Origin of the sequence: Caballeronia humi (assembly GCF_001544475.1) — a bacterium.
Lineage (GTDB): Bacteria > Pseudomonadota > Gammaproteobacteria > Burkholderiales > Burkholderiaceae > Caballeronia > Caballeronia humi.
The window spans coordinates 320,132-345,425 of the sequence record NZ_FCNW02000001.1; the positions used below are offsets into that span (position 1 = coordinate 320,132).

20 protein-coding genes are annotated in these 25,294 nt (G+C 64.4%); 12 read left to right on the plus strand and 8 right to left on the minus strand.

Annotated features, from left to right (window positions below):
• Positions 1–173: 173 nt before the first annotated feature.
• The 4 genes from AWB65_RS01545 (at position 174) to aroG (ending at position 8,291) form a co-directional block, all read left to right on the plus strand.
• Positions 174–4,394 (plus strand): YhdP family phospholipid transporter, encoded by a 4,221-nt coding sequence (locus tag AWB65_RS01545; RefSeq protein ID WP_087665450.1) that lies wholly within the window; start codon positions 174–176, stop codon positions 4,392–4,394.
• A 61-nt stretch (positions 4,395–4,455) separates the two neighbouring features.
• Complete coding sequence (locus AWB65_RS01550; RefSeq protein WP_087665451.1) at positions 4,456–5,289, plus strand: carbon-nitrogen hydrolase family protein; 834 nt, start codon at positions 4,456–4,458, stop codon at positions 5,287–5,289.
• Positions 5,290–5,403: 114 nt separating this feature from the next.
• Positions 5,404–6,870: a metalloprotease TldD gene (tldD, locus tag AWB65_RS01555; RefSeq protein ID WP_087665452.1), complete on the plus strand. Its 1,467-nt coding sequence runs from the start codon at positions 5,404–5,406 to the stop codon at positions 6,868–6,870.
• Between the two features lie 347 nt (positions 6,871–7,217).
• Positions 7,218–8,291 carry a 3-deoxy-7-phosphoheptulonate synthase AroG gene (gene aroG / locus AWB65_RS01560; protein WP_087665453.1) on the plus strand — a complete coding sequence of 358 codons (1,074 nt, stop codon included), beginning with the start codon at positions 7,218–7,220 and terminating at the stop codon, positions 8,289–8,291.
• Between the two features lie 62 nt (positions 8,292–8,353).
• On the opposite strand, the gene hmpA is transcribed toward aroG, so the two are convergent.
• Positions 8,354–9,556, minus strand: a complete 1,203-nt coding sequence (gene hmpA / locus AWB65_RS01565; RefSeq protein ID WP_087665454.1) for an NO-inducible flavohemoprotein — start codon at positions 9,554–9,556, stop codon at positions 8,354–8,356.
• A gap of 144 nt (positions 9,557–9,700) precedes the next feature.
• On the opposite strand from hmpA, the gene AWB65_RS01570 reads away from it, so the two are divergent.
• Both AWB65_RS01570 and AWB65_RS01575 read left to right on the plus strand, forming a co-directional pair.
• Positions 9,701–9,940, plus strand: a complete 240-nt coding sequence (locus AWB65_RS01570) for an antitoxin (RefSeq protein WP_374729724.1) — start codon at positions 9,701–9,703, stop codon at positions 9,938–9,940.
• The gene (locus AWB65_RS01575; protein ID WP_087665455.1) at positions 9,937–10,329 is read left to right on the plus strand and encodes a type II toxin-antitoxin system VapC family toxin; all 393 of its coding nucleotides are present in this window, start codon (positions 9,937–9,939) and stop codon (positions 10,327–10,329) included. The genes AWB65_RS01570 and AWB65_RS01575 overlap by 4 nt, the downstream gene beginning before the upstream one ends.
• 4 nt (positions 10,330–10,333) lie before the next feature.
• Here the strand turns inward: AWB65_RS01575 and AWB65_RS01580 are convergent, their stop codons facing one another.
• Positions 10,334–10,885, minus strand: a complete 552-nt coding sequence (locus AWB65_RS01580) for a cob(I)yrinic acid a,c-diamide adenosyltransferase (RefSeq protein ID WP_087665456.1) — start codon at positions 10,883–10,885, stop codon at positions 10,334–10,336.
• 201 nt (positions 10,886–11,086) lie between these two features.
• Between AWB65_RS01580 and AWB65_RS01585 the strand changes: the two genes are divergently transcribed.
• The 6 genes from AWB65_RS01585 (at position 11,087) to proC (ending at position 18,117) form a co-directional block, all read left to right on the plus strand.
• Positions 11,087–12,502 (plus strand): FAD-binding oxidoreductase, encoded by a 1,416-nt coding sequence (locus AWB65_RS01585; RefSeq protein WP_087665457.1) that lies wholly within the window; start codon positions 11,087–11,089, stop codon positions 12,500–12,502.
• Between the two features lie 85 nt (positions 12,503–12,587).
• On the plus strand, positions 12,588–14,081 hold the full coding sequence (locus tag AWB65_RS01590; protein ID WP_087665458.1) for an FAD-linked oxidase C-terminal domain-containing protein: 1,494 nt from the start codon (positions 12,588–12,590) through the stop codon (positions 14,079–14,081).
• Positions 14,082–14,181: 100 nt separating this feature from the next.
• A complete protein-coding gene (glcE, locus tag AWB65_RS01595) occupies positions 14,182–15,270 on the plus strand; it encodes a glycolate oxidase subunit GlcE (RefSeq protein WP_087665459.1) in 1,089 nt (362 codons plus the stop codon).
• An 18-nt stretch (positions 15,271–15,288) separates the two neighbouring features.
• The gene (glcF, locus tag AWB65_RS01600; protein WP_087658325.1) at positions 15,289–16,515 is read left to right on the plus strand and encodes a glycolate oxidase subunit GlcF; all 1,227 of its coding nucleotides are present in this window, start codon (positions 15,289–15,291) and stop codon (positions 16,513–16,515) included.
• A 59-nt stretch (positions 16,516–16,574) separates the two neighbouring features.
• Positions 16,575–17,273 (plus strand): YggS family pyridoxal phosphate-dependent enzyme, encoded by a 699-nt coding sequence (locus AWB65_RS01605; protein WP_087665460.1) that lies wholly within the window; start codon positions 16,575–16,577, stop codon positions 17,271–17,273.
• A gap of 31 nt (positions 17,274–17,304) precedes the next feature.
• Positions 17,305–18,117, plus strand: coding sequence for a pyrroline-5-carboxylate reductase (gene proC, locus AWB65_RS01610; RefSeq protein WP_087665461.1), 813 nt, complete (start codon positions 17,305–17,307; stop codon positions 18,115–18,117).
• Between the two features lie 87 nt (positions 18,118–18,204).
• On the opposite strand, the gene ubiA is transcribed toward proC, so the two are convergent.
• The 6 genes from ubiA to recG form a co-directional block, all read right to left on the minus strand.
• Positions 18,205–19,065 carry a 4-hydroxybenzoate octaprenyltransferase gene (ubiA, locus tag AWB65_RS01615; RefSeq protein ID WP_087665462.1) on the minus strand — a complete coding sequence of 287 codons (861 nt, stop codon included), beginning with the start codon at positions 19,063–19,065 and terminating at the stop codon, positions 18,205–18,207.
• Positions 19,066–19,341: 276 nt separating this feature from the next.
• Entirely contained in the window at positions 19,342–19,830 is a 489-nt protein-coding gene (locus AWB65_RS01620) for a Dps family protein (RefSeq protein ID WP_087658320.1), read from the minus strand.
• 170 nt (positions 19,831–20,000) lie between these two features.
• On the minus strand, positions 20,001–20,159 hold the full coding sequence (locus AWB65_RS36230; protein ID WP_159907488.1) for a hypothetical protein: 159 nt from the start codon (positions 20,157–20,159) through the stop codon (positions 20,001–20,003).
• Positions 20,160–20,175: 16 nt separating this feature from the next.
• Complete coding sequence (locus tag AWB65_RS01625; RefSeq protein WP_087665463.1) at positions 20,176–21,639, minus strand: catalase; 1,464 nt, start codon at positions 21,637–21,639, stop codon at positions 20,176–20,178.
• Positions 21,640–21,942: 303 nt separating this feature from the next.
• Entirely contained in the window at positions 21,943–22,902 is a 960-nt protein-coding gene (locus AWB65_RS01630) for a hydrogen peroxide-inducible genes activator (protein ID WP_087658318.1), read from the minus strand.
• Positions 22,903–23,033: 131 nt separating this feature from the next.
• Entirely contained in the window at positions 23,034–25,250 is a 2,217-nt protein-coding gene (recG, locus tag AWB65_RS01635) for an ATP-dependent DNA helicase RecG (protein WP_087665464.1), read from the minus strand.
• Positions 25,251–25,294 lie beyond the last annotated feature (44 nt).

A 25,294-nucleotide genomic window follows, 5' to 3' on the forward strand; every position in this document is an offset into this window, starting at 1 on the left:
GTGAGATGCTGTCGGGTGCTTGCAGGAAGACCTGCCGCGAAACGCGTCGAACGCCGTCTGGCTTGGCTTTGCGGCAGGTTGGCAGAGCCCGCGCCCAGCCGTGAGCGCGATACCCTGTGTTACGATTTGAACGTCAAACACGCAAAACTACCATATCGCCGAAACGCCGCAGCATGTCCGACAGCAAGGAATCCGTCGACCCTCTCGAAGTTGGACAAGCGAAGCCCCGCGGCAATGCCGAGCGCGTGATTTCACGCGTCTCCCGCATCATCCTCGTGCTGGCCATCGCGCTGTATTTCGCGGTGGCGGGCCTCTATCTCGGACTGCGCTACGCCGTCCTTCCGCAAATCGATGGCTTCAGGCCGCGCATCGAACAACTCGTCTCGTCGAAGATTCACGCGCAGTTGCACATCGGCCGGCTCACTGCGCGCTGGTCCGGGATGGAGCCCGTGCTCGATATCGACAACCTGCGCATCGACGGCCCCGACGGCACGCCCGGCCTGGCCGTCCCGCACGCGAGCGCGAGCCTCTCGTGGCGCTCCCTGTTCAGCTTCGCGCCGACGCTCGCGAACCTCACCGTCGATGGCCCCGACGTCATCATCGCGCGCGCGGCCAATGGATCGCTGAGCGTGGCGGGCGTGCCGATCCCGACGCGGCGCACCGGCGAAAGCGCCTTCATGACATGGCTCCTCAAGCAGCAGACCATCGTGCTGCACGACGGCACGCTACGCTGGCGTGACGCCGAGCGCGCGGCGCCCGAGATCGCGCTGAAGCGCATCCGGCTCGCTGTGTTCAACGACGGCATCCGTCACCGGCTCGCTTTGCAGGCCCCCGCCGACGGCGACGTGCTCCACGGCCCGCTCGACTTTCGCGCGGATTTCCGCCATCAGCCGTTCTCGGCGATCGGCGTTCCGGCGCACTGGACCGGCCGCGCCTACGTGACGACCGGCCCGGTCGATCTGCCGATGCTCGCGCGGTACGTGAAGATCCCGTTCGAGATGTACAGCGGCCGCATCGACAACGAGATCTGGCTGAACTTCGCGGGCGGCATGCTGCAAAGCGCAAGCGGCGACCTGACGGGCGGCAACATCGCGCTGCGCGTGCGGCCGACGCAGCCGCGGCTCGATCTGCCGGTTGCGCAGTTCGGATGGACGCTCGCGAAGGACGACACCGAGTACACGCTGCATCTCTCCGACCTGCACGCGGAACTCGGTCAAGCGCCGCTCGCCGATGGCACAGCGGTCGCGCGCCTCCTCGAATCGAAAACACTGACGGCGAAGTACCGGGCGGCGTCAGCGCAGCGCGGACAGTTGTTCGGTGTATCGGGCGATGTCATCGATTTGGGGATACTCGCGGAATTCGCCCGCGCGCTGCCGCTGCCGCGCAAGGTGCTCACGCAACTCGTGCTGTTCAATCCGCAAGGGCAGATCGCCGATTTCACGCTGCAAACGGAACGCGTCGCGCCGAAAACCGACGAGCAAGCCAAGGAACTGCAGGCAAAAGGCGAAGCGCTGCCGGTTTTGAGATACACGGTCAAGGGCGACTTGCAGGGCATCAGCGTGCAGGCGCAGGAGCCGCCGCCGGGGCTCACGGCGAACAACCACCCGCGCGCGGGGATTCCAGGCGTTGAAAACCTGTGGGGCAAGATCGACGCCGACCAGACGCAAGGCTCGATCACGATCGATACGAAGAATGCCGCCGTGACGATCCCCGGCGCCTTCGACGATCCGCGCCTCACCTTCGATACGCTCGAAGGGCGCGCCGCCTGGACCATCGCCGATGCGCCCGCGCCCGGCGAGCCGCGCCGTGCGTTCACGGTGCGCGTCGAAACGCTGCGCGTGAAGAACGCCGACGCCGAGGGCGAAGCAACCGCCTATTACTGGAACCAGGGCCACGGACGAGGCACGCTCGATCTGAAGGCGAAGGTCGCGCGCGTGAAGGTGACGAGCCTCGTGCGCTACCTGCCGACGTCGCTTAACGAACGCGTGCGCGTCTATCTGGGACACGCGCTGCAGGCGGGCGTGTCGCGCAACGGCACGATCGAAGTGCACGGCGACCTGACCCGCTTCCCGTACACGAAGTTTCCCGATGCCGGCATCTTCCGCATCGAGGCGCCGTTTACCGGCGGCAAGTTCGATCCGACGCCCTACCCGCCGCGCAAAATGTTGAACGGCACGCCGAACTTCTGGCCCGGCTTCGACGGCATCAGCGGCAAGTTCCAGATGGCACAGAACAAGCTGCGCTTCGACATCGACCGCGCGCACTATCGCAACGTCGCGATCACGAAGACGACCGGGCGCATCGAGGATACGGGCAATCGCGAGTCGCTGTTGCTGATCGACGGGCAGGCGCGCGGGCCGCTCGCGGACATGCTCCAGTACGTCGACGACAGCTCGCTCGGCATCATGGCAAAGCACGCGACGCGCAAGATCCGCGCGACCGGCGACGCCACGCTCGCGCTCAAGCTCGGCCTGCCGCGCATCCGGCTGCCAAAGCCGCACGTCGATTACGAAGGCTCGCTCACCTTCGCCGACAACGAAGTCGCCTACGCGAACCTGCCGCCGCTCTCGCACGTGCGCGGACGTGCGAGCTTCGCCCAGAAAAGCGTCACGCTCGACAATCTCACCGGGCGCTTTCTCGGCGGCGACGTGCGTGGAACCGGCGGCGTGAAGCCGGACGGCAGCTACGCGCTGAACGTGAACGGGCGCATCGGCGCGGATGCGGCGAAGGGGCTCAACGTGCGCATCAGTCCGCAGATCACGCAGGTTCTAAAGCACGTCAGCGGCACGGCGCCTTACGAAATGCACGTGCGCGGCATGAAGAACGCGCTGCCGCGCATCGAGGCAACGTCCGATCTGACCGGCCTCGGTCTCGACTTTCCGGCGCCGTTCGCGAAACCGCAAGGAACGCCGATGCCGTTCGCCGTCCGCTTCGAGCCGGCCACGGACGGCCCGGCCGGGCGTCACGACGCGAATGTCACGCTCGGCCCCGTGAAGGCGCACTACCTGTTGCAGCAGACGGGGAAAGCGCAGTTGAACGTGGTGCGCGGCGCGATCGGCGTGAACAAGCCGGCCGATCTGCCGCCGCAAGGCGTAACGGCCGCGATCGATCTCGACGAACTCGATGCCGACGCCTGGCGCAAGTTCATCACGGAATTCACGCCGCCGCCCGCAACGCAGTCCGCCGTCGCCGCGCCAAAACCACCGATGAACGAAAACGTCAGACAGTTCATCCCGACTCGCGTCGCGCTGCATCTCACGACGCTCAAGCTGCTCAGCCGACGCTGGCAAAACATCGTCGTCGATGCGAGCGAGGACAACCGCAAGTGGCAGGCGAATATCGCGTCGGATCAGGTGACGGGACAGGTCGCGTGGACGCCCGGCGCGATCCGCGACAGCCCCGGCGCGTTGCAGGCGCGCTTCACGCAGGTCGTGATTCCGGACAAATCGGAGGGCGAACTCGCCGGGCCGACGATCCGCCGGCCGCCGCGCAATGTGCCGTCGATCGATCTGATCGTGAATGAAGTCGTCGTGCGAGGACGGCCGATCGGACGGCTCGAAGTCGATGCGCACAACAGCGTCGATCACGGCATGCCGGTGTGGTCGCTCGACAAGTTCGAACTGGCCAACCCGGACGCGACGCTCGCCGCAACAGCGAACTGGCGCGCGTTCACGTCCGCCGAAACCGACGACGATGGCGACGACAAACCCAACGACACCACTCCGCGCCGCACCGCGCTCGATTTCAAGCTCGACGTGAAGGACGCGGGCGCCCTGCTCGACCGCTTCGGCCTGCCGCGCACGGTCAACGCGGGCAGCGGCACGATTTCCGGCAACGCGGCTTGGGGCGGCGGCCCGACCGCCGTGGACCTGCCGACGCTGGACGGGGCGCTTGCCGTCGACCTGCGCCACGGCCAGATCCTGAAGGTGAACGCGGGCGCGGCGAAGCTGCTCGGCATCCTGAGCCTGCAAAGTCTCGCGCATCTGCTTACGCTGAATTTCCAGGACGTCGTCGGCAAGGGGCTGCCGTTCGACCGCATCACCGGGACGGCGAAAATCGACGACGGCATCGTCCGCACCGACAATTTCGCGATGGTCACCTCGCCCGCGCGCGTTGAGCTGAAGGGCATGGTCAACCTGCCGACGCAGACCCAGGACCTCCACGCCCTCGTGATCCCGACGATCAGCGCCGGCGCGGTCGCGATCGGCGCGGCGGTCATCAATCCGCTGCTCGGCCTGGCGACGCTGGCGGGGGACCTGGTGCTGTCGAAATCGATCGGCAAGGCGTTCGCGCGCGACTACGCGATCACCGGCACGTGGTCGAAACCGGTCATTCAGCGGGTGAAGGGCGATCAGGGTAAGATCGAAACTCCTGCCGCCGCTGTCACCGACTGAGGCTGACAGCGTCGCGTTTCACCGGCTTCCGACGCATCAGACGCATTCACCGCAGGCAGACATGAGCGAAAGATCAAGCGAACACCACGCCGGGCCGTTCAGGGTCGCGGCGCTGCAAATGGTCAGCACGCCGGATCGCGAGCGCAATCTCGCCGAGGCGGGCCGGCTGATCGCCGAGGCCGCGCGCGACGGCGCGCAACTCGTGCTGCTGCCCGAATACTTCTGCTTCATGGGCTTCAAGGACACCGACAAGCTCGCCATCCGCGAAACGCCCGGCCACGGCCCGATCCAGCAATTCCTGGCCGATGCCGCGCGCGAGCATCGCGTGTGGGTGATCGGCGGGACGATGCCGCTGGAGTCGCCCGAACCCGCGCGCGTGCTGAATACGACGCTCGTCTTCGATCCCGCCGGCAAGCAAGCCGCGCGCTACGACAAGATTCATCTGTTCAATTTCGAAAAGGGCGAAGAGTCCTTCGACGAAGCCCGCACCATCTGCCCCGGCGGCGAAGTGCGCACATTCGAGGCGCCGTTCGGACGCGTCGGGCTCTCGGTCTGCTACGACCTGCGGTTTCCCGAGCTGTATCGAAAGATGGGCGACTGCGCGTTGATCGTCGTTCCTTCTGCGTTTACTTACACCACGGGTAAAGCGCACTGGGAAACGCTGCTGAAAGCACGCGCCATCGAAAACCAGTGCTATGTGCTCGCCGCCGCGCAGGGCGGGAAGCACGAGAACGGCCGCCGCACATGGGGCCACACCATCCTGATCGATCCGTGGGGCGAAATCATCGACGTGCGCGAGGAAGGCGCGGGCGTCGTGGCCGGCGAGATCGAGCCGGCGCGCATCGCGTCCGTGCGGCAGAGCCTGCCGGCGTACCGCCATCGCGTGCTAGGCTGAACACGTAACGAGCTTGAAAGCGCGCTTTCTACCCCGCAGATAGCTCCCCAGACACCGACGTTAGAATATTCAACACACTTCAACACACGTCACCGATATAGCCACAGGCACCGCATGAACATCATCGAACCCGGCATCCGCAATCTCGTCACCGCGAAAGACGTTCTGCTCACGCCCTATGGGCTCGACGAGGCGCTCATCACGCGCACGCTCGCCGAAATCTTCACGCACAAGGTCGATTACGCGGACCTCTACTTCCAGATGACCCGCAGCGAGGCATGGAGCCTTGAAGAGGGCATCGTCAAATCAGGCAGCTTCAGCATCGATCAGGGCGTCGGCGTGCGCGCCGTGTCCGGCGATCGCACGGCATTCGCCTATTCCGACGACCTCTCGCCCGAGTCGATCCGTCAGGCGGCCATCGCCACGCGCGCGATCGCGAAGGCGGGCGGCGGCAAGCACAAGATCAAGTCGGCGAGTTCGCTCACCGGCGTCTCCGGCCGCGACCTCTACCTTCCCGCCGATCCGCTCCACTCGCTCGATGCCACCGCCAAGGTGAAATTGCTCGAACGCGTCGAGAAGATGGCGCGCGGCCGCGATCCGCGCATCGTCCAGGTCATGGCGGGCCTCGCGGGCGAATACGACGTCGTGCTGGTTGCACGCAGCGACGGCGCGCTCGCCGCCGACGTCCGCCCGCTCGTGCGCGTCTCCGTCACGGTGATCGCCGAGCACGACGGACGCCGCGAAATCGGTAGCGGCGGCGGTGGTGGCCGCTTCGACTACGGCTATTTCACGGACGAAGTGTTGTCGAAATACGTTGATGACGCGGTGCACGCCGCACTCGTGAACCTCGAAGCGCGGCCGGCTCCGGCGGGCGCGATGACCGTCGTGCTCGGGCCGGGCTGGCCGGGCGTCCTGCTGCACGAAGCGATCGGCCACGGGTTGGAGGGCGATTTCAACCGCAAGGGATCGTCTGCGTTCGCGGGGCGGATCGGCGAACGGGTGGCGGCGAAAGGCGTGACGGTCGTCGATGACGGCACGCTGCCGAATCGCCGCGGCTCGCTCAATATCGACGACGAAGGCAACCCGACGCAGTGCACGACGCTGATCGAAGACGGCATCCTGAAGGGCTACATCCAGGATTCGCTGAACGCCCGCCTGATGAAGATGCCGGTGACCGGCAACGCGCGCCGCGAGTCGTACGCCGCCCTGCCGATGCCGCGCATGACGAACACCTACATGCTCAACGGTGACAAGGACCCGGGCGAAATTCTGGCGTCGGTGAAAAACGGGCTGTACGCGGTGAATTTCGGCGGCGGTCAGGTCGATATCACCAACGGCAAGTTCGTGTTCTCGGCGTCCGAAGCGTACATGATCGAGAACGGCAAGATCAGCTACCCGGTCAAGGGCGCGACGCTCATCGGCAGCGGGCCGGAAGCGCTGAAATTCGTGACGATGATCGGCAACGATATGGCGCTGGATAGCGGCGTCGGCGTGTGCGGCAAGGAAGGCCAGAGCGTGCCGGTGGGCGTCGGCCAGCCGACGCTGCGCATCGAAAAAATGACGGTCGGTGGAACGGTCTGATGACTCTGGATCATGCGGCGTTCCCGCATGATCCATTCTCGTTTCCTGCGATTTTTGTTCTGACCGTGCGGATAATCCGCGTTTTACCGTGCGCCGACTTGTCAGTCGTGCATGATTGAGGTTATAAAGGCAATCACCTGATTTTCACGAACCACCCGAAACCGCCATGTCCGCCAAGTTTTATTTTTATTTCTTTTGGCATCTCAAGCCGCTGGCGGATCGAGAGGGGTGAGTCGTAGGTAAGCAAAACCCGAAATTCCCGAAAAACCGCCAGCCGAGTCTGGCGGTTTTTTTTCGCCTCCCCGCCTGGCAAAAAGTACGCAGCAACGCGCTCCTGGAGAAACGAAATGCCCCCGCATAACACTGATGACGTCCGTATCCGCGAATTGAAAGAACTGACCCCGCCCGCTCACCTGATTCGCGAATTCGCCCTCGGCGAATCCGTGTCGGAACTGATCTACACCGCCCGGCAGTCGATGCACCGCATCCTGCACGGCATGGACGACCGCCTGATCGTCATCGTCGGGCCGTGCTCGATCCACGATCCCAAAGCCGCGATGGAATACGCCGGACGGCTGATCGAACAGCGCAAGCGCTTCGCGGGCGAGTTGGAAATCGTGATGCGCGTCTACTTCGAAAAACCGCGCACGACGGTCGGCTGGAAAGGGCTCATCAACGACCCACACATGGACAATAGCTTCAAGATCAACGAGGGCCTGCGCACCGCGCGTGAGCTGCTGCTGAACATCAACGAACTCGGACTCCCCGCTGGCACCGAATACCTCGACATGATCAGCCCCCAGTACATCGCCGACCTGATCTCGTGGGGCGCGATCGGCGCGCGCACGACGGAATCGCAAGTGCATCGCGAACTGGCGTCGGGGCTGTCGTGCCCGGTCGGCTTCAAGAACGGCACGGACGGCAACGTGAAGATCGCCGTCGATGCGATCAAGGCGTCATCGCAGCCGCACCATTTCCTCTCGGTGACGAAGGGTGGCCACTCGGCGATCGTCTCGACGGCCGGCAACGAGGACTGCCACATCATCCTGCGCGGCGGCAAGGCGCCGAACTACGACGCGGAAAGTGTGAACGCCGCGTGCAGCGACATCGGCAAGGCGGGTTTGGCGGCGCGTTTGATGATCGACGCGAGCCATGCGAACAGCTCGAAGAAGCATGAGAACCAGATTCCGGTCTGCGAGGATATTGGCCGGCAGATCGCGGGCGGCGACGAGCGGATCGTCGGCGTGATGGTGGAATCGCATCTCGTCGCGGGGCGGCAGGATCTCAAGGAAGGTTGCGAACTGACCTATGGACAGAGCGTGACCGATGCGTGCATCGGCTGGGAAGAGAGCGTGAAGGTACTGGAAGGGCTTGCCGAAAGCGTCAAGCAGCGGCGCGTGGCGCGCGGCGGCGGGAACTGACCGGCGCTTGCTTAAGCAAGAAAGGGCTGCGAGTTTCGCAGCCCCTTTTCTTTCGATGCGGCTTATTCCAGCATGCCCGCGCCGAAGATTTCAGTGTGAATCCGTTCGGCGTGGATGCCCGCGGCGTGCAGCGCGGCCATCTGCCCGCGCATGAACGCGACCGGGCCGCAGATGTAGTAATCGGCATCGGGCAGAAGCGCCTGGCTGACGAACTGCGCCCAATCCATGCGTCCGTGGAAGTCGAAGTCCGCGCCCTCGCGGTCCTCCGGACGCACGGCTTCGTAGAACACCGCGCGCGTGACGTTCGAATGTTTCGACGCGATGTCGTTCACCCAATGCTTGAACGCGTGCACGCCGCCGTGCCGGCACGCATGCACGAACGCGACTTGCCGCTTGCTGCCTTCGGCGACGAGCGACGCAAGCATCGACACCATTGGCGTGATGCCAACGCCGCCGCTCATCAGGACGACGGGCGTCGTTTTCGTGCGATCAAGGAAGAATTCGCCCATCGGTGCGCTCACCTCGACGATCGATCCGACTTCTACGCCATCATGCAGACCGTTCGACACATGCCCGGCAGGAAGGCCGACGGGACGCTCGCGCTTGACCGAAATCCGCAGATACTGGCCGTTCGGTGCATCGGAGAGCGAATACTGGCGCGGCTGAACGACGCCGATCTCGTTCACGAACCGCTTCACGCTGACGTATTGGCCGGGCGCGAAATCGCGCAGCTTCCCGCCATCCGACGGCTTCAGATAGAACGACGTGATCTCGTCGCTCTCCATTTCCTTGCGCACCACGGCGAACGGACGGAAGCCGCTCCATGCCGCGCCGTCGTAGAGCTTCTGCTCGGCGCCGATCAGGATGCCGGCAAGTTGCCCGTACGCGGCGGCCCAGGCGTCCAGCGTGGGTTGATCGACGGCATCGCCGAGGACTTCGGAGATGGCCGCCAGCAGGTTCTCGCCAACGATCGGGTAATGCTCGGCGCGGATATTCAGGCTCGCGTGCTTCTGCGTGATATGTGCGACGGCGCCGCCGAGCGCGCCCAGGTTGTCGATGTTCGCCGCATAGGCATAGACCGCGCGGGCCAGCGCCTGCGGTTGTCCGCCGCTTTGCTGATGCGCCTGGTTGAACAGGTGCTTGAGCTCGGGCTGGTTGGCAAACAAGCGCTTGTAGAAATGCGTCGTGATGGTCGCGCCGTGCTCGGCGAGGACGGGCGCGGTGGCCTTCACGCGGGCGATCTGGTCGGTGGTCAGTGCGGTCATTCGTGCTTCTCCTTTTATAAGATGCACAAATGCTACATCTTTTAAGGGAGCGTTGAATGAGGGTTTTTGTCGCAGTTTGTGCGACGAGTTGAAGCGCATGCAATGTAGGTATATCCTTTTGATATATACCGTATTGGAGTGATCATGAACGCAAAACTTTTTTGGTCGGGTCGATCGCAGGCTGTGCGTTTGCCCAAGGAATTTCGCTTCGACGCGAACGAAGTCCGCATTCGGCGGCACGGGAACGCCGTGATCCTCGAACCCATCGCGAATGACTGGGCATGGCTGGATGACATCACTGGTGAAGTCGATGAAGACTTCGTCAAGGCCGCGACCGAACAGGCACGTCAACAAGATCGCCCGGAACTGGATTTTTTCAAGTGAAATTTTTGCTCGACACTAACGCCATCATCGCACTGCTCAAACGACACGCAGGCATTCTGGCCACCATGACCAACCACCAGCCGAATGATTTCGGCATCCCGTCGATCGTTGCTTACGAGTTGTATTTCGGCGCGTACAAGGGACAGCGCGTGGAGCACAACCTATCGCAAATCCAAAGTCTGCCATTCGAGGTGCTCGATTTCGACTGCGAGGACGCACGAAGCGCGGGTGGAATTCGCGCGGCGCTCGAATCGAAGGGAACCCCAATCGGCGTCTATGACACCCTGATCGCCGGACAGGCAATCGCCCGAAATCTCACGCTCGTCACACACAACACGCGCGAATTCGACCGAGTGCCAAGCCTTCGCGTCGAGGACTGGGAAGCCTGAGCCCCTACTTCCTCCGCTCGTGATCCCACAAAACATCGCTGCCACCATCCACACAATTCAGCACCCGCGCGATCACAAACAACAAATCCGACAGACGGTTCACATACTGCCTCGGCGCCGCGTTGACCTTATCCACCCTCCCAAGCGCCACGATCGACCGCTCCGCCCGCCGGCAAACTGTCCGCGCCACATGCGCCAGCGACGCTCCCCGCGATCCCGCCGGCAAAATGAACTCCTTCAGCGGTGGCAATGTCGCGTTGTAATCGGCAAGCCACGCATCGAGGCGCGCCAGATGCTGCATTTCGATCATCGAATGACCCGGAATGCACAACTCGCCGCCGAGATCGAACAGATCGTGCTGAATATCCACGAGCGCCGCGCGCACGTTCCCCGGCAGCGGTTCGCACAGCAGCACGCCAATCTGCGAATTGAGTTCGTCGACGTCGCCGATCGCCGCAATCCGCGCGTCGTCCTTCTGCACGCGGCTGCCGTCGCCGAGGCCGGTCGTGCCGTCGTCGCCGGTGCGCGTCGCTATCTTGCTCAGGCGATTGCCCATCGTTTCTCTCCGTTGTGCGCGTCATCGAGCCGTTCATTATGAAGCCTGCCGATGCCCGGCGGACGAGGGTCTATCGGCGTAAAATGACTTCAAAATACCGATTAACCGCGCCGGTTTCGTCACGTGCCGCGCGCGATTCGAATCAAATCAACCAATAATCGGGCGACTGAACAAAGCGCCCCGAGGTCCGGAGACAACACCGTGAATCATCCCGTCCCGCCGCTGGCCGTTCGCCGCCCCTTCCCCGCCGCACTTTTCGACGCGCTCAAGGCGCAATTCGGGGATCGCGCGACGAGCGCGCGCGCCGTGCTCGAGCATCACGGCCGCGACGAATCCCCGTTCGATCCGCAATTGCCCGACGCCGTCGTCTTCGCGCGCAGCACGGAGGACGTGCAGGCGATCGTGAAACTCTGCGGCCAATACGACGTGCCGATCATTCCCTACGGCAACGGTTCGTCGCTCGAAGGGCATCTGCTCGCGGTGCAGGGCGGCGTGTCGATCGATTTGTCGGAGATGAACCGCGTGCTCGCGATTAACGCCGAGGACCTCACCGTCACCGTCGAGCCTGGCATTTCACGCAAGCAGCTGAACGAAGCGCTGCGCGACACCGGCCTCTTCTTCCCGATCGATCCGGGCGCGGACGCGAGCATCGGCGGCATGTCGGCGACGCGCGCCTCGGGCACCAACGCCGTGCGCTACGGCACGATGCGCGAGAACGTGCTGGCGCTGACCGTGGTGCTTGCCGACGGCCGCGTCATCAAGACCGGCACACGCGCGCGCAAGTCGTCGGCGGGATATGACCTGACGCGCCTTTTCGTCGGCTCGGAAGGCACGCTCGGCGTCATCACGGAAATCACGGTGCGGCTCTATCCGCAGCCGGAAGCCGTGTCGGCGGCGGTGTGCGCGTTCCCGTCGATGGGCGATGCGGTGCGCGCCGTCATCGAAACGATTCAGATGGGCGTGCCAGTGGCGCGCGTCGAGTTCCTCGATTCGCTCGCCGTGCGCGCAATCAACCGCCACTCGAACCTCACCTTCCGCGAATCGCCGATGCTGTTCTTCGAATTCCACGGCTCCGAATCGGGTGTCGCGGAACAGGCGGGCATCGTGCAGGAGATCGTCGCGCAGAATTCGGGCGCTGACTTCGAATGGGCGACGCGCCCGGAAGACCGCAGCCGTCTCTGGAACGCCCGCCATTCGGCCTATTTCGCGATGCTGCAACTGAAGCCCGGCTGCCGTGCGGTGACGACGGACGTTTGCGTGCCGATTTCGCGACTCGCGGAATGCGTCGTCGAGACGGAGCAGGATTTGAAGGAATCGACGCTGCCGTGTCCGATCGTCGGCCACGTCGGTGACGGCAATTTTCACGTCGCGATGCTGCTCGATCCCGCGAAGCCCGAGGAGCTGGAAGAAGCGGAGCGCATCAATCACCGGATCGTGCAGCGAGCACTGCGCATGGGCGGCACCTGCACGGGCGAGCACGGCGTCGGGTTGCACAAGATGGGCTTTCTGATCGAGGAGCACGGCGAGGACGCGGTCGGCGTAATGCGCGCAATCAAGCATTCGCTCGATCCGAAAAACCTGATGAACCCCGGCAAGATCTTTTCCTTCGCGGCGTGATGCGCGCGGTCCGGCGGTTGAGAGCGCCAGATCGACGCCCGAGCAACGAACCGCACATTTCAAGAACCAGGCGCCAGGAGGAGATATGAACGCACCCACGGAATTCACTCCGGAAGTGCTCGAACAGCGCCAGCGCGAAGTCGTGCAGGCGCTGATGGCCGTGCTGCCGACGCATTGCCTGCTCTTTCGCGACGAAGACACCGCCGCCTACGAATGCGACGGCCTCGCCGCCTATCGACGTCTGCCGCTCGCGGTGGCGTTGCCGGAAACCGAGGCGCAGGTGCAACGCGTCGTGCAGATTTGCCTCCGGCTCGACGTGCCGATCGTCCCGCGCGGCGCGGGCACGGGCCTATCGGGCGGCGCGATGCCGATCCGCCACGGCATCGTGCTGTCGCTCGCGCGTTTCCGGAAGATCGTCGAAGTCGATCCGTACGCGCGCACCGCCACCGTCCAGCCAGGCGTGCGCAACCTGTCGATCTCCGAAGCCGCCGCGCCCTACGGTCTCTATTACGCGCCCGATCCGTCGTCGCAGATCGCGTGCACGATCGGCGGCAACGTCTCCGAGAATTCGGGCGGCGTGCACTGCCTCAAGTACGGCCTGACCGTCCATAACGTGCTGCGCGTGCGCGCGGTGACGATGGAAGGCGATATCGTCGAATTCGGCTCGCTCGCGCCCGACGCGCCCGGACTCGACCTGCTCGCCGTTCTGATCGGCAGCGAAGGCATGTTCGCGATCGTCACCGAGATCACCGTCAAGCTGATTCCGAAGCCGCAGACGGCGCAAGTCATCATGGCGAGCTTCGACGACGTCGTGAAAGGCGGCAACGCGGTCGCGGCGATCATCGCGGCGGGCATCATCCCGGCCGGTCTCGAAATGATGGACAAACCCGCGACGCGCGCCGTCGAGGAATTCGTGAACGCCGGCTACGACCTCGACGCCGCCGCGATCCTGCTCTGCGAATCGGATGGCACCTACGACGAAGTGGCCGAGGAAATCGTCCGCATGACGGCCGTGCTGCGCGAGAACGGCGCGAGCCGCATCCAGATTTCGCGCTCGGAAGCCGAGCGGCTCAAATTCTGGTCAGGTCGCAAGAACGCGTTTCCGGCGGCCGGGCGCATGTCGCCGGATTACTACTGCATGGACGGCACCGTGCCGCGCCGCCAGATCGGGCCGCTGCTCGCGCGTATCGAGCAGATGGAGAAGAAGTACGCGCTGCGCTGTATCAACGTGTTCCACGCCGGCGACGGCAACATGCATCCGCTGATTCTCTTCAACGGCAACGATCTCGACGAATGGCACCGCGCGGAGGCGTTCGGCTCCGACATCCTGGAAACGTGCGTCGAGCTGGGCGGCACGGTGACAGGCGAGCATGGCGTCGGCATCGAGAAGATCAATTCGATGTGCGTGCAGTTTTCGCCGGAAGAGCGCGACGCGTTTCACGCGGTGAAACGCGCGTTCGACCCGCCCGGCCTGCTGAACCCCGACAAGGGCATCCCGACACGCGCGCGCTGCGCCGAGTACGGCAAGATGCACATTCGCGGCGGACTGCTGCCGCATCCCGAGATCCCGCGCTTCTGAAGCGAGGTGAGGCACACCGCAGGCTATCCACGTTTAACCCGAGTCGTGCGGCCTGAACCGGCCGGTACAATCGATCGACGAGCCACGAGAAGCGGACACCATGGAACACGACGACATCGTCGCCGGCTGGTCGGAACGGATTCGCCGCGCCACCGAAACCAGCACGCCGGTCCGCATCCGGGGCGGCGGCACGAAGGACTGGTACGGGCAGACGCTGCGCGGCGAGATCCTCGATACGCGCGCACATAGCGGGATCATCGAATACGACCCGGCCGAGCTCGTCATCACCGTGAAGGCGGGCACGCCGCTTCGGGCCGTCGAGGCGGCGCTGCGCGAATGCGACCAGATGCTGCCGTTCGAGCCGCCGCATTTCGGGCGCGATGCGACCATCGGCGGCTGCATCGCGGCGGGTATCGCGGGGCCGCGCCGCGCATGGACCGGCGCGCCACGCGACTTCGTGCTCGGAGCCGTCGTGATGAACGGCCACGGCCAGGTGCTGCACTTCGGCGGGCAAGTGGTGAAGAACGTCGCGGGCTACGATGTCTCGCGGCTTTTGGCCGGCTCGCTCGGCACGCTCGGGCTGATCCTGGAACTGTCGATCAAGGTGCTGCCCAAATCCGTCGCCGAGGCGACGCTCAAGTTCGACATGCACGCCACCGACGGCGTGCGCAAGCTCAACGAATGGGGCGGCCATCCGCTGCCGATCACCGGCAGCGCGTGGCGCGACGGCACGCTCGCGCTGCGGCTCGCGGGCGCGGAAGCGGCGGTGAAGGCGGCGCGCACGACGCTCGGCGGCGAAGTCGTCGATGCAGTGGAGGCCGATCGCTTCTGGGTCGGCCTGCGCGAACAGACCGATCCGTTCTTCGCGGTGATCGAGCCGAAGGCGGCACTCTGGCGTCTCGCGCTACCCTCGATTGCCGAACCGCTGCATCTGCCCGGCGCGCAATTGATGGAATGGGGCGGCGCGCAGCGCTGGTGGATCACCGATACCGATCCGCAGACCGTGCGCATCAGCGCGAAGCAAGCCGGCGGCCACGCGACGATCTTCCGCGCGGGCGCTTCGTACGATCGCAATGCGGGCGTCTTCACGCCGCTGCCCGCGCCCGTGATGAAAATTCATCGCGGACTGAAAGCCGCTTTCGATCCCGCGCGCATCTTCAATCGCGGCCGTCTCTACCCCGACTTCTGAGCGCGGAAAACCCACGCGATGCAAACCAATCTCGCCGATTTCATCCGCGGTACGCCCGAAGGCGACGAAGCCGATGCCATCCTGCGAAAGTGCGTGCACTGCGGTTTTTGCACGGCGACCTGCCCGACCTATCAGCTCCTCGGCGACGAACTCGACGGCCCGCGCGGGCGCATCTATTTGATGAAGCAGATGCTCGAAGGCGCGCCCGTCACGCGCAGCACGCAACTGCATCTGGACCGCTGCCTGACGTGCCGCAGTTGTGAAACAACGTGTCCGTCGGGCGTGCAGTACGGAAGGCTCGTCGAGATCGGGCGCAAGGTGGTCGAGGAGAAGGTCGAGCGGCCGCTGCGGCAGCGTCTCCAGCGCAAACTGCTCGCCAACTTCCTGCCGAACAGCACGCTTTTCACGCCTGCGATGAAGATCGGCCAGCAGTTCCGGCCGTTGCTCTCGAAGAAGCTGCGCGCGAAGATTCCACTCGCCGAAAGGCCGCTCGCCGCGCCCACGCGCAAGCACGAACGCAAGATGCTGATGCTCTCGGGTTGCGTGCAGCCCGCGATGATGCCGAACGTCAACACGGCGACGGCGCGCGTCTTCGATGCGCTCGGCATCGAGATCGTGACGGCGCCCGATGCGGGCTGCTGCGGCGCGATCCGCCTGCACCTCGGCTACAACGACGACGCCCTCGAAGACGTGCGCAACAACATCGACGCGTGGTGGCCGTACGTTGACGACGGCGTCGAGGCGATCGTGATGAATGCGTCCGGCTGCGGCGCGACGGTGAAGGAATACGCGCACCTCTTGCGCGACGATCCGGCTTACGCGGAGCGGGCACGGCGCATCGTCGATCTGACGCGCGACCTGGCCGAAATCCTGCCGCAATACGAGGAAGAACTCGTGACGCTCGCGCGCCGCCGTGGCGTGCATACGGTGGCGTTTCATCCGCCGTGCACGCTGCAGCACGGACAGCAGATTCGCGGACAAGTCGAGCAGTTGCTGACCGCGCTCGGGATCGAAGTGCGCCTGCCCGCCGACAGCCATCTATGCTGCGGGTCCGCCGGCACGTATTCGGTGCTTCAGCCGAAGCTCTCTTACAAGCTGCGCGACCAGAAGCTCGACAAGCTCGAAAAGCTGGAGGCGCAGTTGATCGTGTCGGCGAATGTCGGCTGCATCGCGCACTTGCAGAGCGGCACGTCCACGCCCGTTACGCACTGGATTCAACTGCTCGAACACTTGCTTTACGGGTAGCGCGTGCGTCGCGGGGGCGTCCGTATAATCGACGGTTTGCATACCGCGCCGCATTCGCCATGTCCGATATCGCCATTCATCTCGACGCAGTCAGGCAACGCATCGCGCAGGCGGCCGCCGCCGCTTCACGCGATCCCGCTTCGGTCAAGCTGCTCGCCGTCTCGAAGACCTTCCCCGCCAGCGATGTCCGCGCTGCCTTCGATGCCGGCCAGCGCGCGTTTGGCGAAAACTACGTGCAGGAAGCGGTCGCGAAGATCACGGAACTCGGCGCGCTGCGCGGCGAGATCGAGTGGCATTTCATCGGGCCGCTGCAATCGAACAAGACGAAAGTCGTCGCCGAACACTTCGACTGGGTGCATTCCGTCGACCGGCTGAAAATCGCCGAGCGGCTGTCCGATCAGCGTCCAGAAGGCGCGGCGGCGCTCAACGTGTGCCTGCAGGTGAACGTGAGCGGCGAGGCGTCGAAGAGCGGCGTCGAGCCGGACGAAGCCGCCGTGCTCGCGCACAAGATCGCCGCCCTGCCCAGCTTGCGGCTGCGCGGACTGATGGCGATCCCCGAACCCGCCGCCACGCAGGGCGAGCAGCGCGTGCCGCACGCCCGCCTGCGCGCGCTGCTGGACACACTGCGCGCGGATGGCCTCGACCTCGATACGCTGTCGATCGGCATGTCGGCGGATCTGGAGGCGGCCGTGCTCGAAGGCGCGACGATGGTGCGCATTGGCACGGCAATCTTCGGCGCGCGCGATTACTCGAAGTGACTCTTCTCTCCCGAACCTTCCGAAACTCACCATGAAAATTGCATTCATCGGCGGCGGCAACATGGCCGCGGCGCTCATCGGCGGCCTGATCAAGCGCGGCGTGGCGCCGGCGGACCTGTACGCGATCGATATCAACGACGAAGCCCGCGCGCGCACCGCAGAGCAGTTCGGCATCGCGACGGGCGCGGCGATCGACGCGACGCTTGGCCGGTTCGATGCAATCCTGCTCGCGGTCAAGCCGCAGGTGTTGAAAGACGTCGCGAAGGCGCTGGCGCCGCATTTGTCGGCGCAACTCGTGATCAGCATCGCCGCCGGCATCCGTGCCAGCGACCTGTCGCGCTGGCTTGACGGCTACGCGCGCATCGTTCGGACGATGCCGAACACACCCGCGCTGATCGGCATGGGCGTGACGGGGCTCGCGGCGCTGCCGGGCGTCGATGATGCGGCGAAGGCCCTGGCGTCGAAGGTTCTGGAGGCGGTCGGCGCGGCCGTCTGGTTCGACGACGAAGCGAAGATCGACGCCGTCACCGCGATCTCGGGCAGCGGGCCGGCGTACGTGTTCTATTTCATCGAAGCGATGCAGGAAGCGGCGCGCCAGCTCGGCATGGACGAAGAGCAAGGCCGCGCGCTCGCCGTCGCGACATTTACGGGCGCGGCGCAGCTCGCGGCGCAGTCGGGTGAGCCGGCGAGCGTGCTGCGTCAGCGCGTGACGTCGAAGGGCGGGACAACGGCGGCGGCGCTTGCATCGTTCGATGCTTCAGGGGTGAAGGACGCGATCGTGCGCGGTGCGCTCGCGGCGGATGCCAGGGCGAAGGAAATGGGTGATGAGTTGGGGGCGGGTTAATCTTTGATGATTCGACGCGCATGAAAAAGCCGTTTCGGTCGTGAGACCGGAACGGCTTTTTAGCAAGAGAAAGTGGCTGCGGGAGGCTTAAGGCGCCATCGCGTAATGCAACGCGATCCCCGCGAACAGCGCGCCGCCGAGCCAGTTATTGTGCTTGAACGCCGCGAAGCACGGCATGCGCTCGCGGTTGCGAATCAGCGCGTAATGGTAGACCGCGCACCCCGCCGCCGCCGCCCAGCCGAGCCAGTACAGCCATCCGAAGCCCAAAGCGATCCCGATCCCCACGTAGATCGCGAGCGTCACCGCGTAGCAGAGCATCACGGCGAGCACGTCATATCGGCCGAAAGTCAGCGCCGACGTGCGGATGCCGATCTTGATGTCGTCGTCGCGATCGACCATCGCGTATTCGGTGTCGTAGGCGACCGACCAGAACACGTTCGCGGCCAACATGATCCACGCGAGCATTGGCACGTGGTCCTGCACGGCGGCGAACGCCATCGGGATGCCGAAGCCGAACGCAATCCCGAGATACGCCTGCGGAATCGCGAAAAAGCGCTTCGTGAACGGATACGTGCCCGCGACGAAGAGCGCGAACACCGAGAGTTCCTTCGTCAGCGTATTGAGCGGCAGGATCAGCAGGAACGCGATGAGCGAGAGCGCCGCTGCCAGCGCGATCGCCTCCCATGCCTGGATCTTGCCTGAGGTCAACGGACGGTTTTCGGTGCGCTTCACGTGACGGTCGAAATCGCGGTCGGCGTAATCGTTGATCGCGCAGCCGGCGGAGCGCATCAGGATCGTGCCGATCACGAAGATGACGAGCAGCATCGGCGACGGACGGCCGTTCGATGCGATCCACAGCGCGTTGAGCGTCGGCCAGAGCAGCAGCAGGCTGCCGATGGGCTTGTCGAGGCGCACGAGGCGCAGGTAGAGCGGAAGGCGGGCGAGCATGGACTGGGATCGATAGGGGCGATGGGGTATTTTAGTGCAGCGCGGCGACAGTCCCGTTGCACGACCGTCCGGGTTTCTTCAACACCATTTGAATGACATCGACTGCGCCCGCTTCCGATGCTTGCGGGGATAGTCAAACGTTCCCTCGACGCGATGGTCGCCGACGGCATGGCCTCCTGTTTCAGACACAAGTCGGAGTTTTTGCAACTTCAATCCCAAACAAAAACCCCCGCACTTTTCAAGCACGGGGGTTTCTCAAATCAATCCGCAAATCCATCAAGCCAGCATCGCCCGCAGCATCCACGCGGTTTTCTCATGCGTCTGCATGCGTTGCGTGAGCAAATCGGCGGTCGGTTCGTCGTTCGCGGCTTCGGTCGCCGGGAAGATTTCGCGGGCCGTGCGCACCACCGCTTCCTGCCCTTCCACCAACTGGCGAATCATCTCTTCCGCGGCCGGCACGCCATCGGCTTCAGGAATCGACGACAGCTTCGAAAACTCGCGATAGCTGCCCGGCGCATGCACGCCGAGCGCGCGAATGCGTTCCGCGATCGAATCGACGGCCAGCGCCAGTTCGTTGTATTGCGTCTCGAACATCAGGTGCAGGGTGTTGAACAACGGCCCCGTGACGTTCCAGTGGAAATTGTGCGTCTTCAGATACAGCGTGTAAGTGTCCGCGAGCAGTCGCGAAAGACCGTCGGCGATCTTCTTGCGGTCCTTGTCGCTGATACCGATGTTGACAGCCGGTGCAGTGCCTTTCTTCGCCATGATGCCCCCTTGAGAGAGTGATACGAACGGAGCGAACGCGCCGCGCTTTCGGGCAACATGCCCCACGCGGCCGTTCGAGCGTTCGACAGTTTATCTTAGAAACGTTGCGCGCTTCGTTGCCTGGCAAGGCCGCGCGGCCTGTCGCGGTGCGCCTTTCGGACGCACCCGCGTCAAGCAAATACGCCCACGCCGCCCGCACGCAATGCCTCGACGACGATCGCCCCATAACCCGCCGCGACCATCCCGAACGCGATCGCGATGCGCACGCCGCGCGACGCCGTGCGGCTCTTCATGTCGATGCTGTTGATGGCCCGTTCGATCGTCGTCATCGTGTTTCTCCCTGGCTTACGCCGTTGCCGCTTCGAGCTGCTGTCCGAGCGCAGCCAAAGCCTTCACGACACCTTCCGCATAAGCCGGATCGGCGCGACGGAAATGCTCGATCTGACGCGCGACGATATCGTCCGGCACGCCATAAATGTGCCGCGCGATGTTGCCGAAAAACCGCTGACGCTGCGCATCGTCGAACAGGCGGAACAGCGCGCCCGGCTGGCTGTAATAGTCGCCGTCTTCACGGTGGTCGTAGCGCGCGATCGCGCCCGCCGCGAGCGGCGGCTCGTTGACGCTCGCGTCCTGCGCGTAGTCGCCGAAACGGTTCGGCTCGTAGTTCACGCGGCCGCCGTGATTGCCGTCGGTACGCATCGCGCCGTCGCGATGAAACGCGTGGCTCACCGGCACGCGCGGCGCGTTCACCGGAATCTGATGGTGATTGATGCCAAGACGATAGCGCTGCGTGTCGCCGTAGGAAAACAACCGCCCCTGCAACAGCCGGTCTGGCGAGAAGCCGATCCCCGGCACCACGTTCGCCGGCGAAAACGCCGCCTGCTCGACATCCGCGAAATAGTTCGCCGCGTTGCGATTCAGTTCGATGGTGCCGACATCGATCAGCGGGTAATCCTTGTGCGGCCACACTTTGGTGATGTCGAACGGGTTGAGGTGATAAGTCGCGGCATCGGCTTCGGACATCACCTGGATGCGGAAATTCCACTTCGGAAAATTCCCACGATCGATGTTATCGACCAGATCGCGCTGCGCGCTTTCGCGATCGCGCGCAACGACGGCGGCGGCTTCCGCGTCGGTGTAGTTTTCGAGCGGCTGCTGGGACTTGAAGTGGAACTTCACGTAGAAGCGCTCGTTGTCCGCGTTGATGAACGAGAACGTGTGCGATCCGAAGCCGTGCATCTGCCGATAACTCTTCGGAATGCCGCGATCGCTCATCAGAATCGTCACCTGATGCAACGACTCCGGGTGACGCGACCAGAAATCCCACGCCGCTACATTGCTGCGCAGGTTCGTATACGGATCGCGCTTTTGCGTGTGGATGAAGTCGGGGAATTTGAGCGGATCGCGGATGAAGAAGATCGGCGTGTTGTTGCCGACCACGTCCCAGTTGCCTTCCTCGGTGTAAAACTTGATCGAGAAGCCGCGCACGTCGCGCTCGGCGTCGGCGGCGCCGCGTTCGCCCGCAACCGTCGAGAAGCGCATGAAGAGCGGCGTTTCCTTGCCGACCTGCGCGAAGACCTTCGCTTTCGTATAGCGCGAGATGTCGTGCGTGACCTTCAGCGTGCCGAACGCGCCCGAGCCCTTCGCGTGAACGCGCCGCTCGGGAATCACTTCGCGATCGAAGTGCGCGAGCTTTTCGATCAGCCAGAAGTCCTGCAGCGTGACGGGCCCGCGCGAGCCAGCGGTTTGCGAGTTCTGATTGTCGCCGACGGGTGCGCCGGCGGCCGTGGTGAGAGTACGTGTGGTCATCGTGGGCTCCAGGTTTTTATCGAAGGAATCGGAACGGAGAGCGCTTCAGCAAACGCCGGCGAAATCCGCCAGCACGCGGGCGAAGACGCAGCGCGTCTCGCACAGAGATCGAGCAGCGATACGGGCGATGTGCGTCACGAGGTCTCTCCGGTTTTGTCCCGGAACCAAGCTTAACAAAACCTATTCGCAATTCTAATTCGATAATTCTTATCTATTCGATAGCGGGAAGAGCAGCGTTGATGGACCGACAAGAAAAAAGGAAGGGACGAGGAACCGCGCCCGGACCGGACGCGGCGTACTGCTTTAGTTAACAGCGACCGGCATGTCGAGCTTGTTGACGCCCGGCAGATCGCAGGCGGCGATGGCGTCGGAGATGGCGTCGATCGCGGGCATCCGCGTGAAGCTCTTGCGCCACGCCAGCACGACGCGGCGATCCGGCACCGGTTCGTCGAAGGGCACATAGCTGAGCAGGCCCGCATCGATGCCGCCAGCGTGCGGCTTCACTTCATGCACCGACATGCGCGGCAGCACCGTAATTCCGACGCCGCTCGCGACCATATGCCGGATCGTCTCCAGCGATGAGCCCTCGAACGTCTTCTGAATGCCGTCGGCGTTCTGCGAAAAGCGCATCAGTTCGGGACACACGCCGAGCACGTGATCGCGGAAACAATGCCCGCTGCCGAGCAACAACATCGTTTCCAGCTTGAGATCCTCGGGATCGATCTTGCTGCGGTTTTCCCACGCATGCCCCGACGGCATCGCGACGACGAACGGCTCGTCGTACAGTGCGCGCACCATCAGCCCGGTTTCGGGAAACGGCAACGCCATGATCGCGACGTCGATTTCGCCCTGCTTCAGCAACTCGATCAGCTTCAGCGTGTAGTTTTCCTGCAGCATCAGCGGCATCTGCGGAACGGCCTTGATCATCTGCTTGACGAGCGTCGGCAGCAGATAGGGCCCGATCGTATAGATCACACCGAGGCGCAGCGGCCCGATCAGCGGGTCCTTGCCCTGCTTGGCGATTTCCTTGATGGCGAGCGTCTGTTCGAGCACGCGCTGCGCCTGCGTGACGATCTGCTCGCCGATCGGCGTGACGCTGACTTCGCTCGTGCCGCGCTCGAAAATCTGCACATTGAGCTCGTCTTCGAGCTTCTTGATTGCAACCGACAGCGTCGGCTGGCTCACGAAACAGGCCTCGGCAGCGCGGCCAAAGTGCCGTTCGCGCGCCACCGCGACGATGTACTTCAGTTCAGTAAGCGTCATTGGGGCCAATGAAAGACGTGAATTCGATAGGTTCGACTTATACACCCGCGACGGAAATTCGCCAACTGAATGCCCGCGCGCGCCGCGTCGCTGAATTAGGGACCGAGGCGCGCGTCCCAAGTTCAAAACCCTTAGGCCTTCAGGTATTGTTCGCGCGCGCCTAGCCAGCGCAACAGATGACGCGTCACGGCGTCCGGAAATTCCCTGAGCATGTGATCGGCGGCCGCGCGCGCGGGCTCGATCAGCCAGGCATCGTTTTCGAGACTCGCGAAGCGCAGCATTGCCTCGCCCGACTGGCGTGCGCCCAGAAACTCGCCGGGACCACGGATTTCGAGATCGCGCCGCGCGATTTCGAAGCCGTCGGTGGTTTCGCGCATCGTTTGCAGGCGCGCGCGCGCCGTCTGCGAGAGCGGCCCCGCGTACATCAGCACGCACACCGACGCCGCGCTCCCCCGCCCGACGCGCCCGCGCAACTGGTGCAACTGCGCGAGCCCGAAGCGCTCGGCATGCTCGATCACCATCAGCGACGCGTTCGGCACGTCCACGCCGACTTCGATCACCGTCGTCGCGACGAGCAGTTGCACTTCGTTGCGCGTGAAAGCGTCCATGACGGCGGCTTTTTCCGCTGGCGGAAGCCGCCCGTGAACCAGTCCGACGCGCAATTCCGGCAGTGTCGTGGCAAGCGTTTCGTAGGTTTCGACGGCCGTTTGCAATTGCAGCGTCTCGCTTTCCTCGATCAGTGGACAGACCCAGTACACCTGCCGCCCGGTCAGCGCCGCTTCGCGCACGCGGCCGATCACCTCCTCGCGGCGGGCGTCGGAGACGAGCTTCGTCAGGATCGGCGTGCGGCCAGGAGGCAGTTCGTCGATGGTGGAGACGTCCAGGTCGGCGTAGTAGGTCATCGCGAGCGTGCGCGGGATCGGCGTCGCGGACATCATCAACTGGTGCGGCTGGAAATCGCGCGCGCCGTCGGCGGCGTTCTGCGCCTTCGCCCGCAGCGCGAGCCGCTGCGCGACGCCGAAGCGATGCTGTTCATCGACGATCACGAGCCCGAGCCGCGCGAATTCCACCGCGTCCTGGATGATCGCGTGCGTGCCGATCACGAGCTGCGCGACGCCCGATGCCGCCGCCTCAAGCGCGGCGCGCTTCTCCCTCGTCTTCAGACTGCCGGCGAGCCACGCGACCGTCACGCCGAGCGGCTCCAGCCAGCCGCGCAACTTGCGGGCGTGCTGCTCGGCGAGAATTTCGGTCGGCGCCATCAGCGCGGCCTGATAGCCGGCGTCGATGGCCTGCGCCGCTGCGAGCGCCGCGACGACCGTCTTGCCGCTGCCGACATCGCCCTGCAAGAGGCGCTGCATCGGATGCGGCAGCGTCAGTTCGGCCGCGATTTCCGCGCAGACGCGCTCCTGCGCGCCCGTCAACCGAAACGGCAGCGTCCCCAAAAACCGCACGACGAGCGAGTCCGGTTCATGCAGAGAGCGGCGCGGCATGACCGGCGCGGCGCGTGTGCGGCGCTCCTCGTGCGCGCGCTTGAGCGACAACTGCTGCGCGAGCAATTCCTCGAACTTGATGCGCGTCCACGCCGGATGCGTACCGTCGACGAGGGCGGGTTCATCGGAATCGGCGCGTGGGTGGTGGAGCGTCTTCACCGCGTCGAGCAGGCCTGGCACGTTGAGCGGCTGCAAATACGTCCGCGCGATCTTCTCCGGCAACAGTTCCGGCAGCGAAACGCGTCCGACCGCGTTGTCGATCGCCTTGCGCAAATACGCCTGCGACACGCCCGCCGTGCTCGGATAAACCGGCGTCAGCGCTTGCGGCAACGGCGTGTCGTCATCGACGGGGCGCAGCGCCGGATGCACCATCTCCAGCCCGAAAAAGCCGCCGCGCACGTCGCCGCGCACGCGCAGCCGCACGCCGACCGCCATCTGCTTGACCTGCGAGCCGTAGAAATTGAGGAATCGCAGCGTGAGTTCGTCGCCGGCGTCGTCACGGATTTTCACGAGCAACTGACGGCGCGGCCGGTACGCGATCTCGTTCTCGAACACGATGCCTTCGGTCTGCGCGTTGTCGCCGGGAATCAGCTCGCCGATTGGCATGAGTGTGGTTTCGTCCTCGTAGCGCATCGGCAGGTGCAGCGCGAGATCAATATCACTTTTCAGGCCGAGTTTCGCGAGTTTGTCGGCGGTTTTCGGCAGCGCGGCGGGCTTTTTTGGCACTTCCGCCGGTTCGACGCCGCCGGTTTTTGTCCGCTTGGCGGGCTTCGGTGCGGGCGTGACGGCGTCGTCCGCCGCGCCGGGAGCGTCGGGAGCATCGGGACTCAAGGCCAGGCGGCGGTCGGACAAGGGCATCTAATCTCTTCGCAAGTACAATATCGGGCTAGTTTGTCGGCTAT

Excerpts from the sequence above, each read along its gene's own strand:
- AWB65_RS01545 (WP_087665450.1), top strand. The coding sequence starts at position 174 with ATGTCCGACAGCAAGGAATCCGTCGACCCTCTCGAAGTTGGACAAGCG.
- AWB65_RS01550 (WP_087665451.1), top strand. The coding sequence starts at position 4,456 with ATGAGCGAAAGATCAAGCGAACACCACGCCGGGCCGTTCAGGGTCGCG.
- tldD (WP_087665452.1), top strand. The coding sequence starts at position 5,404 with ATGAACATCATCGAACCCGGCATCCGCAATCTCGTCACCGCGAAAGAC.
- aroG (WP_087665453.1), top strand. The coding sequence starts at position 7,218 with ATGCCCCCGCATAACACTGATGACGTCCGTATCCGCGAATTGAAAGAA.
- hmpA (WP_087665454.1), bottom strand. The coding sequence starts at position 9,556 with ATGACCGCACTGACCACCGACCAGATCGCCCGCGTGAAGGCCACCGCG.
- AWB65_RS01570 (WP_374729724.1), top strand. The coding sequence starts at position 9,701 with ATGAACGCAAAACTTTTTTGGTCGGGTCGATCGCAGGCTGTGCGTTTG.
- AWB65_RS01580 (WP_087665456.1), bottom strand. The coding sequence starts at position 10,885 with ATGGGCAATCGCCTGAGCAAGATAGCGACGCGCACCGGCGACGACGGC.
- AWB65_RS01590 (WP_087665458.1), top strand. The coding sequence starts at position 12,588 with ATGAACGCACCCACGGAATTCACTCCGGAAGTGCTCGAACAGCGCCAG.
- glcE (WP_087665459.1), top strand. The coding sequence starts at position 14,182 with ATGGAACACGACGACATCGTCGCCGGCTGGTCGGAACGGATTCGCCGC.
- glcF (WP_087658325.1), top strand. The coding sequence starts at position 15,289 with ATGCAAACCAATCTCGCCGATTTCATCCGCGGTACGCCCGAAGGCGAC.
- AWB65_RS01605 (WP_087665460.1), top strand. The coding sequence starts at position 16,575 with ATGTCCGATATCGCCATTCATCTCGACGCAGTCAGGCAACGCATCGCG.
- proC (WP_087665461.1), top strand. The coding sequence starts at position 17,305 with ATGAAAATTGCATTCATCGGCGGCGGCAACATGGCCGCGGCGCTCATC.
- ubiA (WP_087665462.1), bottom strand. The coding sequence starts at position 19,065 with ATGCTCGCCCGCCTTCCGCTCTACCTGCGCCTCGTGCGCCTCGACAAG.
- AWB65_RS01620 (WP_087658320.1), bottom strand. The coding sequence starts at position 19,830 with ATGGCGAAGAAAGGCACTGCACCGGCTGTCAACATCGGTATCAGCGAC.
- AWB65_RS36230 (WP_159907488.1), bottom strand. The coding sequence starts at position 20,159 with ATGACGACGATCGAACGGGCCATCAACAGCATCGACATGAAGAGCCGC.
- AWB65_RS01625 (WP_087665463.1), bottom strand. The coding sequence starts at position 21,639 with ATGACCACACGTACTCTCACCACGGCCGCCGGCGCACCCGTCGGCGAC.
- AWB65_RS01630 (WP_087658318.1), bottom strand. The coding sequence starts at position 22,902 with ATGACGCTTACTGAACTGAAGTACATCGTCGCGGTGGCGCGCGAACGG.
- recG (WP_087665464.1), bottom strand. The coding sequence starts at position 25,250 with ATGCCCTTGTCCGACCGCCGCCTGGCCTTGAGTCCCGATGCTCCCGAC.